The organism is Pauljensenia sp. OF14-1SRA (genome assembly GCF_027694595.1).
GTDB lineage: Bacteria > Actinomycetota > Actinomycetes > Actinomycetales > Actinomycetaceae > Pauljensenia > Pauljensenia turicensis_B.
Genome location: NZ_JAQEVQ010000001.1, coordinates 246,050 through 261,546, shown reverse-complemented (window position 1 = coordinate 261,546; position 15,497 = coordinate 246,050). Strand labels below are relative to the sequence as shown.

15 protein-coding genes and 1 tRNA gene are annotated in these 15,497 nt (G+C 58.4%); 7 read left to right on the top strand and 9 right to left on the bottom strand.

Annotated features, from left to right (window positions below; all coding sequences use genetic code 11):
* Positions 1–38: 38 nt before the first annotated feature.
* A complete protein-coding gene (locus PG731_RS01145; RefSeq protein ID WP_442952634.1) occupies positions 39–1,586 on the top strand; it encodes an aminopeptidase P family protein in 1,548 nt (515 codons plus the stop codon).
* Between the two features lie 76 nt (positions 1,587–1,662).
* Here the strand turns inward: PG731_RS01145 and PG731_RS01140 are convergent, their stop codons facing one another.
* A complete protein-coding gene (locus PG731_RS01140) occupies positions 1,663–2,442 on the bottom strand; it encodes a general stress protein (protein ID WP_270771571.1) in 780 nt (259 codons plus the stop codon).
* Positions 2,443–2,537: 95 nt separating this feature from the next.
* On the opposite strand from PG731_RS01140, the gene PG731_RS01135 reads away from it, so the two are divergent.
* The 4 genes from PG731_RS01135 to PG731_RS01120 all read left to right on the top strand — a co-directional run bounded on the left by PG731_RS01135 (position 2,538) and on the right by PG731_RS01120 (position 6,558).
* Positions 2,538–3,827 (top strand): magnesium transporter MgtE N-terminal domain-containing protein, encoded by a 1,290-nt coding sequence (locus PG731_RS01135; RefSeq protein WP_101627978.1) that lies wholly within the window; start codon positions 2,538–2,540, stop codon positions 3,825–3,827.
* A complete protein-coding gene (locus PG731_RS01130) occupies positions 3,820–4,419 on the top strand; it encodes a DUF1003 domain-containing protein (RefSeq protein WP_270771570.1) in 600 nt (199 codons plus the stop codon). Before PG731_RS01135 ends, PG731_RS01130 begins: the two co-directional genes overlap by 8 nt.
* Positions 4,420–4,607: 188 nt before the next feature.
* Entirely contained in the window at positions 4,608–5,738 is a 1,131-nt protein-coding gene (locus tag PG731_RS01125; RefSeq protein WP_270771569.1) for an Mrp/NBP35 family ATP-binding protein, read from the top strand.
* Between the two features lie 190 nt (positions 5,739–5,928).
* The gene (locus tag PG731_RS01120) at positions 5,929–6,558 is read left to right on the top strand and encodes an O-methyltransferase (protein ID WP_270771568.1); all 630 of its coding nucleotides are present in this window, start codon (positions 5,929–5,931) and stop codon (positions 6,556–6,558) included.
* Positions 6,559–6,623: 65 nt separating this feature from the next.
* Here PG731_RS01120 and PG731_RS01115 read toward each other — a convergent pair whose 3' ends face one another.
* From PG731_RS01115 to dapE, 3 genes are all read right to left on the bottom strand, one after another.
* Positions 6,624–6,788: a DUF3117 domain-containing protein gene (locus PG731_RS01115; RefSeq protein ID WP_006680905.1), complete on the bottom strand. Its 165-nt coding sequence runs from the start codon at positions 6,786–6,788 to the stop codon at positions 6,624–6,626.
* 99 nt (positions 6,789–6,887) lie between these two features.
* Entirely contained in the window at positions 6,888–7,616 is a 729-nt protein-coding gene (locus tag PG731_RS01110) for a TIGR00730 family Rossman fold protein (protein WP_101627982.1), read from the bottom strand.
* A 46-nt stretch (positions 7,617–7,662) separates the two neighbouring features.
* Positions 7,663–8,793 (bottom strand): succinyl-diaminopimelate desuccinylase, encoded by a 1,131-nt coding sequence (gene dapE, locus PG731_RS01105; protein WP_270771564.1) that lies wholly within the window; start codon positions 8,791–8,793, stop codon positions 7,663–7,665.
* A gap of 245 nt (positions 8,794–9,038) precedes the next feature.
* On the opposite strand from dapE, the gene PG731_RS01100 reads away from it, so the two are divergent.
* A complete protein-coding gene (locus PG731_RS01100) occupies positions 9,039–10,178 on the top strand; it encodes a hypothetical protein (protein WP_270771562.1) in 1,140 nt (379 codons plus the stop codon).
* A 72-nt stretch (positions 10,179–10,250) separates the two neighbouring features.
* Here the strand turns inward: PG731_RS01100 and PG731_RS01095 are convergent, their stop codons facing one another.
* Positions 10,251–10,835 (bottom strand): hypothetical protein, encoded by a 585-nt coding sequence (locus tag PG731_RS01095; protein ID WP_270771560.1) that lies wholly within the window; start codon positions 10,833–10,835, stop codon positions 10,251–10,253.
* A gap of 339 nt (positions 10,836–11,174) precedes the next feature.
* On the opposite strand from PG731_RS01095, the gene PG731_RS01090 reads away from it, so the two are divergent.
* Positions 11,175–12,323: an IS1249 family transposase gene (locus tag PG731_RS01090; protein ID WP_270771559.1), complete on the top strand. Its 1,149-nt coding sequence runs from the start codon at positions 11,175–11,177 to the stop codon at positions 12,321–12,323.
* A gap of 138 nt (positions 12,324–12,461) precedes the next feature.
* Here PG731_RS01090 and PG731_RS01085 read toward each other — a convergent pair whose 3' ends face one another.
* The 4 genes from PG731_RS01085 to PG731_RS01070 form a co-directional block, all read right to left on the bottom strand.
* Positions 12,462–13,055 carry a 50S ribosomal protein L25/general stress protein Ctc gene (locus tag PG731_RS01085; protein ID WP_270771558.1) on the bottom strand — a complete coding sequence of 198 codons (594 nt, stop codon included), beginning with the start codon at positions 13,053–13,055 and terminating at the stop codon, positions 12,462–12,464.
* 161 nt (positions 13,056–13,216) lie between these two features.
* Positions 13,217–14,188 (bottom strand): ribose-phosphate diphosphokinase, encoded by a 972-nt coding sequence (locus PG731_RS01080; RefSeq protein WP_179370232.1) that lies wholly within the window; start codon positions 14,186–14,188, stop codon positions 13,217–13,219.
* Between the two features lie 37 nt (positions 14,189–14,225).
* Entirely contained in the window at positions 14,226–15,266 is a 1,041-nt protein-coding gene (locus PG731_RS01075; protein ID WP_270771556.1) for a bifunctional UDP-N-acetylglucosamine diphosphorylase/glucosamine-1-phosphate N-acetyltransferase GlmU, read from the bottom strand.
* 39 nt (positions 15,267–15,305) lie between these two features.
* Positions 15,306–15,376: transfer RNA gene (locus PG731_RS01070), tRNA-Gln, on the bottom strand.
* Positions 15,377–15,497 lie beyond the last annotated feature (121 nt).

Below are 15,497 nucleotides of genomic sequence, written 5' to 3'. Positions count from 1 at the left end.
AGTATCGACCTTCGCCCGAAAGTGCCATCATGGAGACTATGAACGACACGACGAATACTCAGTCAACGCAGGAAAACAAGGCGGAAGAAGCGCCCGCATCGATGGCTCAGCGAGGGGAAGGACGAAGCCGTCGCCCCTCGTCGGATGCGTTCCGCGCGTTCATGGGCTCCGGTTGGGGGCCTCGTATCCAGACGGAAATGAAGCGCAGTGGAGCAGCCGACTATCTGCCCGAGCGCGCCGAAGCAGCCGGCAAGCCTTTCAAGGGCGAGCGCTTGGTGATTCCCGCGGGCACGTACAAGGTGCGCAATAACGACTGCAATTACCGCTTCCGCGCATACTCCGCTTTCGCGCACCTTTCAGGCCTCGGCGGCGAGCGCGAACCCGATTCTGTCCTGGTTCTTGAACCGCATGAAGACGGCTCACACGAGCCGGTTCTGTACTTCCGCCCGCGCGCTTCGCGTTCTTCCCAGGAGTTCTACTCCGACGCAACCTACGGCGAGTTCTGGGTGGGCGCCCGCCCCTCTTTGGAAGAGGTCAGCGCCGAGACCGGACTCCGCTGCGAGCACATCGATACGCTCCGCGACGCTCTGTCGAAGGACGCCGGGCTGATCAACTTGCGCATCGTGCGCGGTGTGGATGCGAACGTTGAAGCAATGGTGAACGAGGTTCGTACTCAGGCTGGATTGAAGGCCGGAGACGACGCCCGCGAAGCAGACGAGAAATTTGAAGAGCGCCTGTCGGAAATCCGCTTGCGCAAGGACCCGTTCGAAATCGCTGAGCTTCAGCGCGCGGTCGATGTCACCTATCAGGGCTTCACCGATATCTTGAAGGCTCTTCCCCGCGCCGTCGGTCACCATCGTGGCGAGCGCGTCATTGAGGGTGCCTTTGGTGTGGTTGCTCGCGAAGAGGGCAACGGTCTTGGCTACGACACGATCGCAGCATCGGGCAATCACGCGAACACTCTGCACTGGATCGACAACGATGGTCCGGTGAACGAGGGTGATCTGGTTCTGGTTGACGCTGGCGTTGAGGTCGATTCCCTCTACACCGCCGACATCACCCGCACACTGCCGGTCAACGGAAAGTTCACCGAGGTCCAGGCACGTGTCTACCAGGCTGTTTTGGATGCGTGCGAGGCCGCGCTTGCCAGAGCAAACGAACCTGGCACCCGCTTCAAGGACATTCACGACGCAGCAATGCAGGTCATTGCCACTCGTCTGCGCGAGTGGGGTCTACTTCCGGTCACCGTTGAAGAATCCCTGTCCGCTGAAGGTCAACAACACCGTCGTTGGATGCCTCACGGCACCAGCCACCACTTGGGTCTGGACGTTCACGACTGCGCTCAGGCGCGTCGCGAGATGTACCAGGAGGCACTGCTCGAACCGGGCATGACCTTCACCATCGAACCCGGCCTGTACTTCCGTGCCGACGACGAACTGATTCCGGAAGAATTCCGTGGCATCGGCGTGCGCATCGAAGATGACGTGATCGTGAACGAAGACGGTTCGGTCACGCGAATCTCCGAGAATATCCCGCGCACCATTGAAGACGTCGAGGCGTGGATCGCGGCGGCGCAGCAAAGCTGAGCCGCATCAGTTTCGACTGACCGTTTTCAACTCACGCTGGTGGGGAGCAGGCAATGCCTGCTCCCCACCTTGCTGTTCAGTCGTCTGCCCGATGGCGTCCATACACTGGCTTGGAATCGTCTGCGTCGTTAGAATCAGCCTTTTCTCCTGCGGGCTGGCCAGCGTGGACTCCACCGCGAGTAGGCTCCGATCCTTCGGAAGAAAGAGAGTCTGAGGAAGCAGGATCGGCCTCGTTCCCCGAAGAGGAAGATGCAAAAGACGCAGAGCCATCACTCAAGCGGACACCGAAACGAGGCTTTTCGTCCGGGCGCGACCCGTATTCGGTCGGGCCGGTGGATTCTGGGCAAACTCGACGCGGCTTCGGACGCATCTGGTTACCCGGCGTCTTCTGCAGCATCTGGAACGCGCGATCGATATCCGCTGACGCAAGTAGCGCGTATCGCGACGCCACAGTCTGTGACTGGGACGTGAAATCCCTGCGCCCACTCGTCATCGCATACAGCAGACCCGACATGATGATGCCCGCGAGCGCACCACCCAGAATGCCAATGCCAACCCACACGAACGCCGATCCGTTCGGTGCTGCGAAGGACAGCATCAAGCCCATGAAGGCACCCCACAGAGCGCCACTGGAGGCGCCTGACAGGGCCGCGCGTCCCATCGTCATCCGACCGGTTACGCGCTCAACAAGGTGCAAGTCGGTGCCGACGATCGTAATCGACTTGACGTCGAATTCCTGGTCGGACAGGTAGTCGACCGCTCCCTGAGCTTCCGCGTAGGTCTGGTATGAGGCCACCTCGGTCCCTGTCGGCATTACCGGCATGCCAAAGTTCAGGTCATTCGGGCGTTGCGCCATGGGTTTTATTCCTCACAAACTGGACAGTTTTCATTACGTGCTATCCACTATCATTCCACCCAAGGGCATAGGCTGTCCCTGTGAACAGCGCACCTATGGAACTCAGAACAGCCGGGCGACGCGTATACATTGGCAAGCTCGCAGGTACTTCCGTCTTTGACCCCATCGGGGATCAGGTTGGAAAGATCCACGATGTCGTCGTGATTTTCCGCTATGGATCAGCCGCGAACGTCATCGGATTCGTCGTCGAGGTCGGTCCGCGTAAGCGTGTTTTCTTGCCAATGACACGCGTGACGTCCATTGAGTCCGGGTCGATTATTACGACGGGTCTGCTCAATATGCGTTCGTTCACCCTGCGTCCCATGGAGACGCTGGTGCTTGGTCAGCTGTTCGACCGAGTTGTTGCGTTGAACGATGGTTCGGGCGATGTGAAGATCCTTGATGTTGCGATGGAGCGACGTCGCCCGAAGGATTGGGTGATTTCAAAGCTTCACGTGCAACGCCAGCGCACGACGGCACTGGGGTTCATTCGTTCCGGCGAGACGCTGAACGTCTCGGTTTCTGAGGTGACCGGCCTGCGTAGTCGCGACGTGGAACAGTCCGCGGCGACTCTTATTCAGCAGACCGAGGATATGCGTGCTGCCGACCTAGCGGACTTCCTGCATGATCTGCCTGCCGAACGCCAGATGGCTGTCGCGAAGGAACTGCCTGACGCGCGTCTAGCCGACGTCCTCGAAGAGCTCGGCGACGATGACCGAGTTGCCATTCTGTCCGGCCTTGAAGCAGCCCGAGCTGCAGACGTTCTGGACGTCATGCAGCCTGACGACGCAGCGGACCTCGTTTCCGAACTTCCCGAAGCCCAGGCTCAGCACCTGCTGAACCTGATGGAGCCAGAGGAAGCTAAGGACGTTCGCCGACTGCTCACCTACGCCGAGTCGACGGCAGGTTCGCTGATGACGACCGAGCCGATTGTGCTGGGCCCGGATGCAACTGTGGCGCAGATGCTTGCTTCTGTGCGCCGTGAAGATATTCCCGCGTCCCTTGCGACCGTCGCGTTCATTACTCGCCCGCCGGAAGAGACTCCGACCGGCCCATACTTGGGTATGGTCCACATTCAGCGCGCCCTGCGCGAGCCCCCGCAGACTCTGCTGGGCACAATCCTCGACTCTGATATTGAGGCCGTTTCCCCGCAGGCTCACGTCGCAACTGTCACACGACTGTTGGCAACGTACAATCTGACAGTCCTTCCCGTCGTAGATGAAGACGCGCACCTTCTGGGCGCAGTCTCCGTTGACGACGTGTTAGACGAACTGCTACCAGAAGACTGGCGCGATTACGATGACGAGGTCACTGACCGCATGATGGCAAGGAGCATTGATGGCTGAACGTCTAGATACTCCCCGCGAAGCTGGCTTCCGCTTCTTCAAGCGTCGCAAGTCATCGGGTGATAGTTTCGGCAAGTTCGCCGAAGCGACCGCCCGTTTCATGGGCTCGCCGAAGTTCATCTTGTACATGACGATCTTCGTGGTCACGTGGATCATGGCGAATGTCGTGCTGTACCAGGTGTCGCAGAAGTATGCGTGGGATCCCTATCCATTCATCCTGCTCAATCTTGCTTTCTCAACCCAGGCGTCGTATTCCGCTCCTCTAATTCTTCTTGCGCAGAACCGTCAAGATGACCGCGACCGTGTCCAGGCCCAGCAGGATCGTCAGCGCGCCGAGCGCAATCTGGCTGACACCGAATATCTGACCCGCGAAATTGCGAGCCTGCGCCTGTCCGTCCAGGAAGTTGCCACCCGTGACTTCGTGCGTTCCGAGCTACGCGATCTGGTCGAATCCTTGCGTGAGGACATTCGCGAAGAATTGCACGCCGAACTGCTTGCCTCCCAGAAATCCGCTTCGAGCATTGATGAGTCCGCCGAAGAATGCACCTCGCCGGATTCCGCGCACGTTTCAGGGAACGAGGCCGCCCGCTGAGATAAGCGTGGCCTTGTGCATTGGGCGGAATTCGAATAACTCACCGCCCGCGTTACTCATATCCGCACGCCACGGGCTTCTGACTTTGGGGGCGGGAAAATGGCGGTTGCCTACGCTTTGACACTCACTTTCGTGCACCGGCCGGCTTAGGAAACGACCCCACGCGCACGCCAACGTAGGATAAGAGCATGTCTGTCTCAATCGATCAGGTGATGGCCGCGCTCGAAACGGTCATCGATCCCGAAATTCACCGTCCCATCGTCGACCTCAACATGACCAGCGCCGAGCAGGTCACCATTGACGGCTCCACCGTCACCGTCGAGGTTCTTCTGACCACCGCCGGTTGCCCGCTGCGCACCACGATCAACGCTGACATCATCAAAGCTGTTGGCGCCATTGAGGGCGTTGAAAACGTCAAGGTTGATATGGGTGTCATGTCCGACGAACAGAAGAAAGCTCTGCGCGAAAAACTGAACGGTGGTCGCCCCGAGCGCGAAATCCCGTTTGCTCAGCCCAATTCGCTGACCCGTGTTATCGCTGTTACTTCCGGTAAGGGTGGCGTCGGCAAATCCTCCATGACCGCGAACCTTGCTGCCGCGATGACGCAGGCAGGCCTGAAGGTCGGCGTCATGGATGCCGATATCTACGGCTTCTCGATTCCGCGTATGCTAGGCGTCGACCACGACCCGCAGGTCATCGACGGCATGATTATTCCGCCCGTCGGCGCTTCCGGTATCAAGGTCATGTCCATCGGTATGTTCGTCCCCGACGGCCAGCCCGTCATCTGGCGCGGTCCCATGTTGCACCGCGCACTCCAGCAGTTCTTGGCTGATGTCTTCTGGGGGGACCTGGATGTTCTGCTCATTGACATGCCTCCGGGCACCGGCGACGTTGCCATCTCAATCGCGCAGCTACTGCCGAATTCCGAGGTCCTGGTCGTCACGACCCCGCAGGTTGCTGCCGCCGAGGTCGCAGAACGTGCAGGTTCCATCGCATCGCAGACCCAGCAGAAGGTCATCGGTGTTGTCGAAAACATGTCCTACTTGCCTCAGCCCGACGGCTCTCAGTTGGAGCTCTTCGGTTCCGGCGGTGGCGCATCGGTTTCCGCTCGCCTGACGGCTCAGCTCGGTTACGAGGTTCCGCTGTTGGCGCAGGTCCCACTGGACATCGCGTTGCGTGAAGGCGGAGATGCCGGACGCCCCGTTTCCCTTGATGGTGGTCCGGCTGCAAGTGAACTCGTCGCGCTGGCAACAGCACTGGGCAAGACGGAACGAGGCCTGGCGGGTCGCCCGCTTGGGGTCTCCCCCATCAAGAACTGAACGATTGCCCTGCGTGGGCAATCACTTCGACATCGTTGCTCAACGTCGATCCCTTGGGCATCCAAGGCCCCGGCGGGTCCTTTAATAAGTAACTTTGTCCCTACTAGGCGCCCTCACGCGAAGCGTGAGGGCGTTAGGCTATGCCTAGACATCACTTTCAACTGATTCTTTTATATGGAAAGGCCCTTCGATGGCAGATAAGGCTCAATCTTGGGTGTACGCCGAAGATTACATCGCCGAAAACGAGATTCTTCTTGAAGCCCGCGACGCAGCAAATGAACTCGGTGCTAACCCCGTGTCGCCCGGCACCGGCGCGGCCCTGCGTATGCTCGCAGCCTTGACCGGCGCACGCGCGGTCCTTGAGGTCGGAACCGGCGCTGGCGTGTCCAGCCTGTGGCTCCTCGACGGGATGAGTCCTGATGGTGTCCTCACCACCATCGACTCCGAAGTCGAGTTCCACAAGCAGGCCCGAGCCATGTTCAACCGCACCGGAATCGGCTCCGAACGTATCCGCACCATTTCTGGTCGTGCGCTCGACGTTCTGCCCCGCATGACCGACGGAGGCTACGACCTGGTTGTTCTGGATGCGGACATCTCCCAAACCCCCGAATACTTGGATCACGCCGTGCGCATCCTGCGCCCCGGTGGCACCGTCGCGCTCGTACACGCCATGTGGAACGATCAAGTGTGTGATCCGGCTCGTCGCGACGCTGAAACCGTGATGTGTCGCGAACTGATCCGCTTCCTGCGCGAATCCCCAGACTTCGTGCCCTGTCTGTTGCCCGTCGGTGACGGACTGGCGGTTGCGGTGAAGCGCTGAGCGACAAACAAAACGGGCGTGACCAGCATTTATGCTGGTCACGCCCGCGCTGTATAAAAATCTGCTCAAACCGCCTGAGCGAGCGCTTCCGCAAGAGCCGAAGCTTCATCCGGGGTCAGTTCGATGACGAGACGGCCACCACCTTCGCTAGGGATTCGCATGATGATTCCGCGCCCCTCTTTGGTGGCTTCCAACGGTCCGTCGCCGGTCCTTGGCTTCATGGCTGCCATGTGCCGCTCCTTGTTCCTACTGTCCGCGAACGCGGTCGCGTTACGATAACGTCCCTATTTTACCTGTAATCACCACAAGTTCGCGAGGAAAGAGACTCATCATCCTCCGCAGGCGATACGAACTGCTTCGGCAGGATCGTCAACAATCTTCACAAGATCAATATCTTCGGGGGAAATGGTTCCCTCTCCAATCATCTTTTCGCGGATCCAGGCGATCAGCCCTGACCAGTATTCGGTACCGACCAGGACAATCGGGAAGGAACCAACCTTGCGAGTCTGGACTAGGGTCATTGCTTCGAATAATTCGTCCATGGTGCCAAAACCGCCAGGCATGACGATGAAGCCCTGCGAATACTTCACGAACATCGTCTTACGCGCAAAGAAGTAGCGGAAGTTAATACCCACTGTGATCCATGGATTGAGCGCCTGCTCGTGTGGCAGTTCAATGCCAAGACCAATAGACGTTCCACCGGCATCCCACGCGCCTTTATTCGCTGCCTCCATCGCACCCGGACCCCCACCGGTGATGACACCTATTCCGCGCTCGGCAAGCATGCGCCCGATTTCGTAGGCGGCCGTCCAGTAGGGCTCGTTCTCCGGAGTGCGAGCCGAACCGAAGACCGAGATCGCGGGCCCAACTTCAGAGAGGGCACCGAAGCCTTCAACGAACTCAGCTTGGATTCGCAATACTCTCCAGGGGTCTGCGTGAAGCCAATCCGAGGTCTCCTGCGCCTGCAAGAGCCTCGCGTCCGATGTTTCTTTCGGGATTGCTTTACCGCGCAGGACAACCGGGCCACGCTGGTATGAGTGACGTACAGTTTCGCTCATATTTTCTCCTTGAAATAGTGGCGGTAGGCTGCCACGTCCTTCGATTCTAGTTTCGTTCTTCGCTGATCGACGAGGCCGCCCCCATATAATCAATCAGTATCTTCGCGTAGTGGCGGAGCTGGGAGACCGGAACTGCTTCATCTTGAGTATGAGCTTGAAGCGGATCACCCGGACCACAATTGATCGCCGGGATCCCAAGAGCAGAAAAGCGAGCAACATCGGTCCACCCAACCTTCGCACTCACGCTGAGGTCTTCGCCTTCTGGTGCCATGACTCGACGTGCTGTTTCGATGAATTCCTGCGCTAAAACAGAGTCCGCACCGGGGCGAGCACCTTCTGATTCGTCGTCAATTTCAAAGAGTGCATCGACCCCATCAAAGTAGGACTCGATGTGAGCGATCGCGTCCGCCGGCGACATCGATGGAGCAAAACGATAATTCACGGTCAAACGCACCGAATCGGGAATGACGTTGTTTGCGATACCACCGTCAATTCGGGTGACGGACAGGGATTCTCTAAAGTCCAACCCGTCAACATTCACCACCGGATTGCCGAACATGGCGATCTTTTCAATGATTGGCGCTACCTTGTGGATGGCATTATCGCCTCGCCACGCCCTAGCCGAGTGCGCAGCAACACCCGAGACCGTCGCAATCACACGAACCGTTCCATTGCAACCACCCTCAATCTGAGCATTCGTGGGTTCACCGAGGATCGCGAACTGACCATCAATCCAATCGGGATGATTGCGATAGACGCGCCCCAGCCCATTCAAGGAAGCCGCAACTTCCTCATGATCGTAGAAAACCCATGTCACGTCATGTTTCGGTTCATTCAGCTTCAGTGCAGCATACAGGGCTCCGGCCACACCGCCGAGCATGTCAACAGTCCCCCGGCCTCGAACCCTCTCAACCCCATCTGTTTCTTCGCGGACGTGTGGCACATTCCCGGAAATCGGCACCGTGTCAATGTGTCCGGCGATAATCACTCGCTGAGAACGCCCCAGGTTCGTCCGCGCCACAATCGCATCTCCATCACGCAGGACTTCCAGATGCGAGGCGCCGCGTAGCGCCTCTTCAATCGCATCCGCGATCGCCTTTTCGTCGCCGCTGACCGACGGAATATCGATGAGGTCGCAGGTCAGGTCCACCACGTCATCTGTTCGCAAATGCGTCACGGTTGTCGCCTCTCAGTGTCCCACAACGTGTTCTTCACCACCGACATCGCACATTTCACAACGGCGAAGACGGCACCTGCTTTGAGGATACGTGGTTGTCCCCACTTCAGCCTCACATGCCCACACATTCGTTGTTTTCTTAGAACGGCTAACGCCAGTCTCCGCCCCTCTTTCTTTCCCGACGCGAAGAAAACCCCTAGATGTTTCATTGTGGGGCCGACCAATTCTTAACAAAAAATATCCCTATGACCAGCGCAGATATTAGCCTTAAACCCATGAACGACATCGAGGTATTTGCACGTAGTGCTTGGGGGATTGCCGCATACCTGGAACAGAAAATCGGCGAACGTTTCCGCGTGGTCGTCGGCTACGACCACGCGCCCCAAAGCGAAGATGGCGCAGAAACGCAGAACCTGACCGACGTTGCCCGCATCATTGAGGCAGCCGGCGGGCACGCACTGGTGATTCCTCGCGCGCTTCCTTCCCCCATTGGAGCCTTCAGCCTACGAATGTTGCTCTCTGACGCGGCGATCATTTTGCGCCCAGCTTCTTCCCCGCGCGCAGGCGGTATTCCGCGCGTGGAGTTTGCACTCGGTGGACGCGCAACCTCACGCGAAGCTGAAGGCGTCTTGGTCACTGCTGAAGAACGCACCGCAATCGATACGTTCACCGCATCTGCCCCTGCTATGCCCGACATTCCACGCGCCGAATCCGGTTGGGAATTCATCGGCCAAGGCATGGTGGACGCGTACGTGGATCGAGTCGTTCTAGGTAAGCCCGCGACTGAGAAGCAATCGAAGATTGTGTACGCACCCGAATACGCAGCTACTCGATTGCTGACAACCACGATCTGCGAACGCATCGGTTTTCGTGATGTTGACGTTATTGGTGCGTCGAACGCTGGCGTCGACGACGTTGCCGCTCAACGAGTTCTTGACCATGCGTCCCAGAATGGCGCTGACCTGGTTGTTATTACTTTTGATAATGGCCGTCGCCTGCGCGTTGGACTCCCTTTTGGTGGGGATAATCCGCACTGGGAGTACCTCGACAACGATACGGTCGCCTACCTGTTGGCATCCGAAGTCGCGCGACGCCACGCGATGGATTCTGACGCCGTGCTGGTTGCCGCCGAGTCGTGTTCGGATGCGCTTGAGCGTGTTGCTACGCGTTTCCACGTGCGCGTAGCTCGTAGTGCCGATTCGATGTCGCACGTTGCGCGCACGCCAGGCATCGTGTTCGGGTGCGATGAAGCTTTCGGCTATTGTTTGGATCCGGCGATGGTGCGTGACGCCGACGGCCTGGCAGCCGCTACCACTTTCGCGTTACTCACGGAAAAGTATGTGTCACGAGGCCGCCTTCTCTCAGACGCGCTCCCGACTTTCTAAAAGGGCAAAGCTTCTCGGTCTCGTATTTGTCTGATACAACCCGCACTCCGTTTAGTACAACTCACACTCTGTTTACTCAGTCGGCGCAACCGCGCAGAGTACGTTCTTCCAGTGCCCCATCGAGGCGCGAGCGCTTGGGGCTCCGGCGTAGAAATCGTCCGCATTCACGCGGAACACCGTGCCACTTGAAGGCTCAAACACCGCGTACATTCCCGTATCCGTGCCACCCGCAAGCAAAAGCACCACATGCCGTGGGATCCACGCCGACCCGGGCGTATCCCCGCCACCGGTGAAAACCAAGACATCCCGGCCTCGGCAAAGAGCGGAATCGACAGCCACACGAAGGTGCTTCCCGCGCACAACAATACGGTGGCGCTCCCCCGTCGCTTTCGAAGCCAACTTCGCCAGCGCCCACGGCGACGTACCCAGCGCCTGAGGCCACGGCACACCCACGCGCGACGCAACACGATGCAGATGAATTTGCGCGCGCTCACGCTTATCAGGTGGCAAAGACAAGTACACGGGATCCGCGTTCGCACGGGCAGCAAGCACAGCAAGCGTCGCAATCCCACACGTCGTTGGATCAGCCTGCTTGGGGTACGAGGCCGGGATCTTCACACCACCCACCGCCGGACATGGCCCGGATGTTTCACTCACTCGTGTTCTCGCTTCGACTCGCAGGATTTAGTTTCACGATTCTTTCAGGCTGTAGCTCGCACTCAATCACTCGCAGTGGGAGTGTGCCCTCGCTTCATAGTCTACGCAGACGTTGAAGGCGGGCGAGGCGACAAAAACAGCCCCACAAACCCCAACAACGTGGGTTAGTACCCAAGAACGTCGCCTCACACGATAAAACTAGACACCCGCCTTCTGGGGCCACTGCTTACCTCGGCAACGATCCGCGGGTTAATAGCCAAAATGTGTGTACAGAATCGCTGTTTTTGCTGGTTTGACTAGGGGTTTTAGGGGTTTGCACATGCTTTGAGAGCATGTGGTGTGAAGGGTGTTTGTAATCAACCTGTTTGTGGGGTATGTGGCTGGAAGCTAGTTAAGAATGGTTCCACTAGCGCAGGTAGGACTCGTTGGCGTTGTCAATCTTGTGGTGCCTCGACTACTCAGGCCCGCCCCGATATAACGGCTAAGGCCCAAGCCAGTATGTTTCTGGACTGGTTGTTAGGCAAAGGAGGCGTAAAACAGCTCGATATTCCTAGACGGACTTTCAGCAGGCGAATCAGCTGGTGTTGGCACGTCGAGGCGCCTAAACCACAGGTTACTGGCGAGGTCTACGATCAGGTGCTACTTGATGGAATCTATCTTGCCTACGGCTGGTGCCTAATCACCGCTACCAACGGGGAAAAGATTATCGATTGGCAGTGGTGCCAACGGGAAAACTCTGCCGCCTACCAAGCATTAATGAACCGGCTACCCGCCCCGACGGTAGTACTTACTGACGGCGGGGCAGGCATCGCCAAAGCACTACGTTTGACCTGGCCACAAAGCCGCATCCAGCGCTGTCTTTTCCATATTCGGGCTAACACCATCACTGATCTAACCCATAACCCACAAAGCCCGGCTGGTAAGACACTACTGGGACTAGCAAACCAGCTGATGGGCCTTAAAACACCCGAAGACGCCAGAAAGTGGCTAAGCCTGTTACAACACTGGTATCGGGTATATCGCGATTACATTAACGAGAAAACCTACACTACCGAGCCAGGGGCAAGGAAATGGTGGTGGACACACAAGCGGGCCCGAAAAGCCTATAAACGTCTTGAACGCCTAGCCCGGTTCGGTTACTTATTTACCTGGCTCGACCCGAAACTCACTGGGCTTGATATTCAACGCACTACCAGCCGCCTTGAAGGCGGGGTTAACGCCCCGATCCGACGCCTACTAAACACCCACCGCGGCCTATCCGAACCCCACATGAAAACAGCGGTCGAATGGCTGTTAAACCAAAAATCTATCGACCCGGCAGACCCTATCACCTGGCTGACACATCACCGCCACAACACCAGCCAACAACCCCCACACCCAGCCACCACCGACCCAATCGGCCCGACCGGCTACGACACCGCCATCGACTACAACCCCGCCTACCAAGACGGCTCCCTACACATCCGCAAAGGCTGGGCAGGACGATAAACCAGCCACGACACGCCGAGCCCATACACACATTTTGGCCATTAACCCCGATCGCTCCATGTTCCCCTGGACACAGCAAGGCGGGCGAGCCGCACATACGACCCGCCCGCCTTGAAAGAAAACGCTACGCGCTAGTTCTCACTCAGCGTCGCCTTCTTCTTCCGCTTCTGCCGGAGCTTCTTCTTCAGGTTCTGCAGCGAGCTCGGAGATAATGACGACATCCTGCTCGGCGTCGAGTTCGCACTCAACGTTGGCCGGCAGAACCAGGTCGGAGACGCGGACAACGGTGCCAGCTTCGAGGCCGGTCACGTCAACCTCGATAGACTCGGGGATGTCGGTTGCCGGAGCCTTGACGGTCACGGTGTGCTCTTCGACGTTGTGGGTGGTGCCGGGGACTGCTTCGCCGACGACGACGATTGCGACCTCGACGTCAACCTTTTCGCCAGCCTTGACGGCCAGGAAGTCAACGTGGAGCAGGTTGCGCTTGACCGGGTGACGCTGAATGTCCTTGACAAGTGCGAGCTGCGACGTGCCGTCGATTTTGAGCTCAACAAGAGCGTTCTTGTTACCACGAACGATCAGGAACAGGTCGTGTTCGGGAAGGTCGAGGTGGGTGGTTTCGCCGTGGCCGTAAACAACGCCCGGAACCATCTGCGCACGGCGAGCGCGACGTGCGGCGCCCTTACCGAACTCGGTGCGGGTGGTGGCGACAAGGATCGGGTTATCGCTCATAAGAAATGTCCTCCTGAGTATTAAGGTTTCACGCTCAAGCGTCGAAGAACCCAGGCGACCGGTAAAGATCCGAAAGGCCCTGTCGATAACGGCGGAATAGAGAAACCGCCCTCGCCGGAGCAACTCAATCAGAGTACCCGACGAGGGCGGTGAAAAGCGAGTCAGTCGAACAGTGATGTGACCGATCCGTCGTCAAAGACCTCGCGGATGGCGCGTGCCAACAGCGGTGCGATCGACAGAATGGTCAGAGTCGGGAAGCGCTTCTCGGGAGGAATCGGCAGGGTGTCGGTGACGACGACTTCGGTTGCTCCACATTCGGAGAGGCGACGCGTTGCCGGATCAGAGAGGATGCCGTGCGTTGCGGCGATGATGACCTTTTTGGCGCCTGCGTTGTTGAGAACCTTGACGGCCTCGGTGATCGTGCCAGCAGTGTCGATCATGTCGTCGACCAGAACACATTCCTTGCCTGCAACTTCACCGACGACGCGGTTGGCGATGGCAACGTTTGGACGGGTGGTATCGCGGGTCTTGTGGACAAATGCCAGCGGGCAACCGCCGAGCTTCGAGGACCACTTTTCGGCGACGCGAATACGGCCAGCGTCTGGGGACACCATGACGGTGTTGGAAAGGTCGAGGCGCGAACGGACGTAGTCAACCAAAACCGGCATTGCGAAGAGGTGGTCGACCGGCCCGTCGAAAAAGCCCTGTTCCTGCGAGGCGTGCAGGTCAACGCTCATGACGCGGTCAGCGCCGGCGGTCTTGTACAGGTCAGAGACCAGGCGAGCCGAGATCGGTTCACGGCCCTGGTGTTTCTTGTCCTGCCGCGAGTAGGGGTAGAACGGCGAGACAGCGGTAATGCGCTTTGCTGAGGCACGCTTGGCAGCGTCAATCATGATGAGCTGTTCCATCAGCCACTTGTTGATGTCGCCCGTGTGTGACTGGAGGACAAAGACGTCCGCGCCACGAACGGATTCATTGAAGCGGACGTAGATTTCGCCGCTCGCAAAATCGTAGGCGGTCACTTGCGAAAGCCCGCACCCGATTTCTTTGCCGACCTCTTCGGCAAGTTCCAAGTGCGCTCGACCCGAAACGAGGACGAGGCTCTTCTCTCCACTGGTGACCAATCCGCTCATGCGGCGTTCCTCCCCTTGCTTAAAGAACCCGGATCGGTCAGTCCCGACTGGACTGTCCGATGACGCTGAATGGTGTAACCATCGTATCGGGTGCAACCGACACGTTGAACACGCATGCGTTGTGGATAACCGCACGATTCCCGACATTCGCGGTATCGAGGGTCGCTGAGGGACCGATCTCACACTCGGATCCGATCACCGTCGCGCCACGCAACACGGTTCCTGGCCAGATTGTTGTGTCGTTTCCGATCTCGACATCAACACCGATCCACGTGGATTCGGGGTCGATGATGGAAACGCCTTCGCGCATGTGCTTTTCGCAGATGCGTCGGTTGAACTCAGCGCCGAGTTCTGCAAGCTGGACGCGGTCATTGCACCCCTGTGCTTGCCATTCGTCGAGAAGTTCTATGGCGCCCGCACGCTTTCCAGCGGGGGCGGCCGCCGCCAGGACATCGGTCAGGTAGACCTCGCCCTGGTCGTTGTTGGTTCCTACGTTGGCGAGGGATTCACGCAGGTAATCGGCGTCGAATGCGTAGATACCAGCGTTGATTTCGTTGATGAGGGCCTGTTCTTCGGTGGCGTCACGCTGCTCGACGATGGCGGTCACGCGACCGCCGGCATCGCGAATAATGCGACCGTAGCCCGTGGGATCATCGACGCGCGAGGTCAGGACGGTGACGACATTCGCCTGTTCGATATGGGCATCGACGAGGTCTTTCAGGGTCTCGGTGCCCAGCATGGGGGTGTCGCCATAGGTGACGACAACAATGCCGTGGATCTGGCCAACCTGGCGTTCCAGCTCTTCCAGGCCACATTGAACGGCTCGTCCGGTGCCGGGGATTTCATCCTGATCGGCGATGATAGCGGTGGGGCTGACGCGCTTAATTTCAGCTTCGACAAGGTCACGCTGGTGGCGCACAACAGCAACTAGGTGCGTGGGGTTCAGGCCTTCGCCTGCTTTCAGGGCATGTCCAATCATGGAACGGCCGGCAACGGGGTGCACAACCTTGGGAAGAGAGGACTTCATACGAGTGCCTTGACCTGCGGCGAGGACAATGACAGCTACGGGAACGGTCATGATCTACCTTCCAAAATTGTGGCTGTGACCCACTTGTAGCTCCGCCCCCAGGACTCGAACCCGGACCAAAGGCACCAAAAACCCATGTGCTGCCGTTACACCAGGGCGGAAAACGCCTTTTGATTCTGCCATATGTACCCCTTGCCTCGCCACGTCGGTCAGGTTCAGAAGGCTCGTTCGCGCCACACCTCACACCTTCCGCGCGACCCGATTCAGATGACATACTGACGG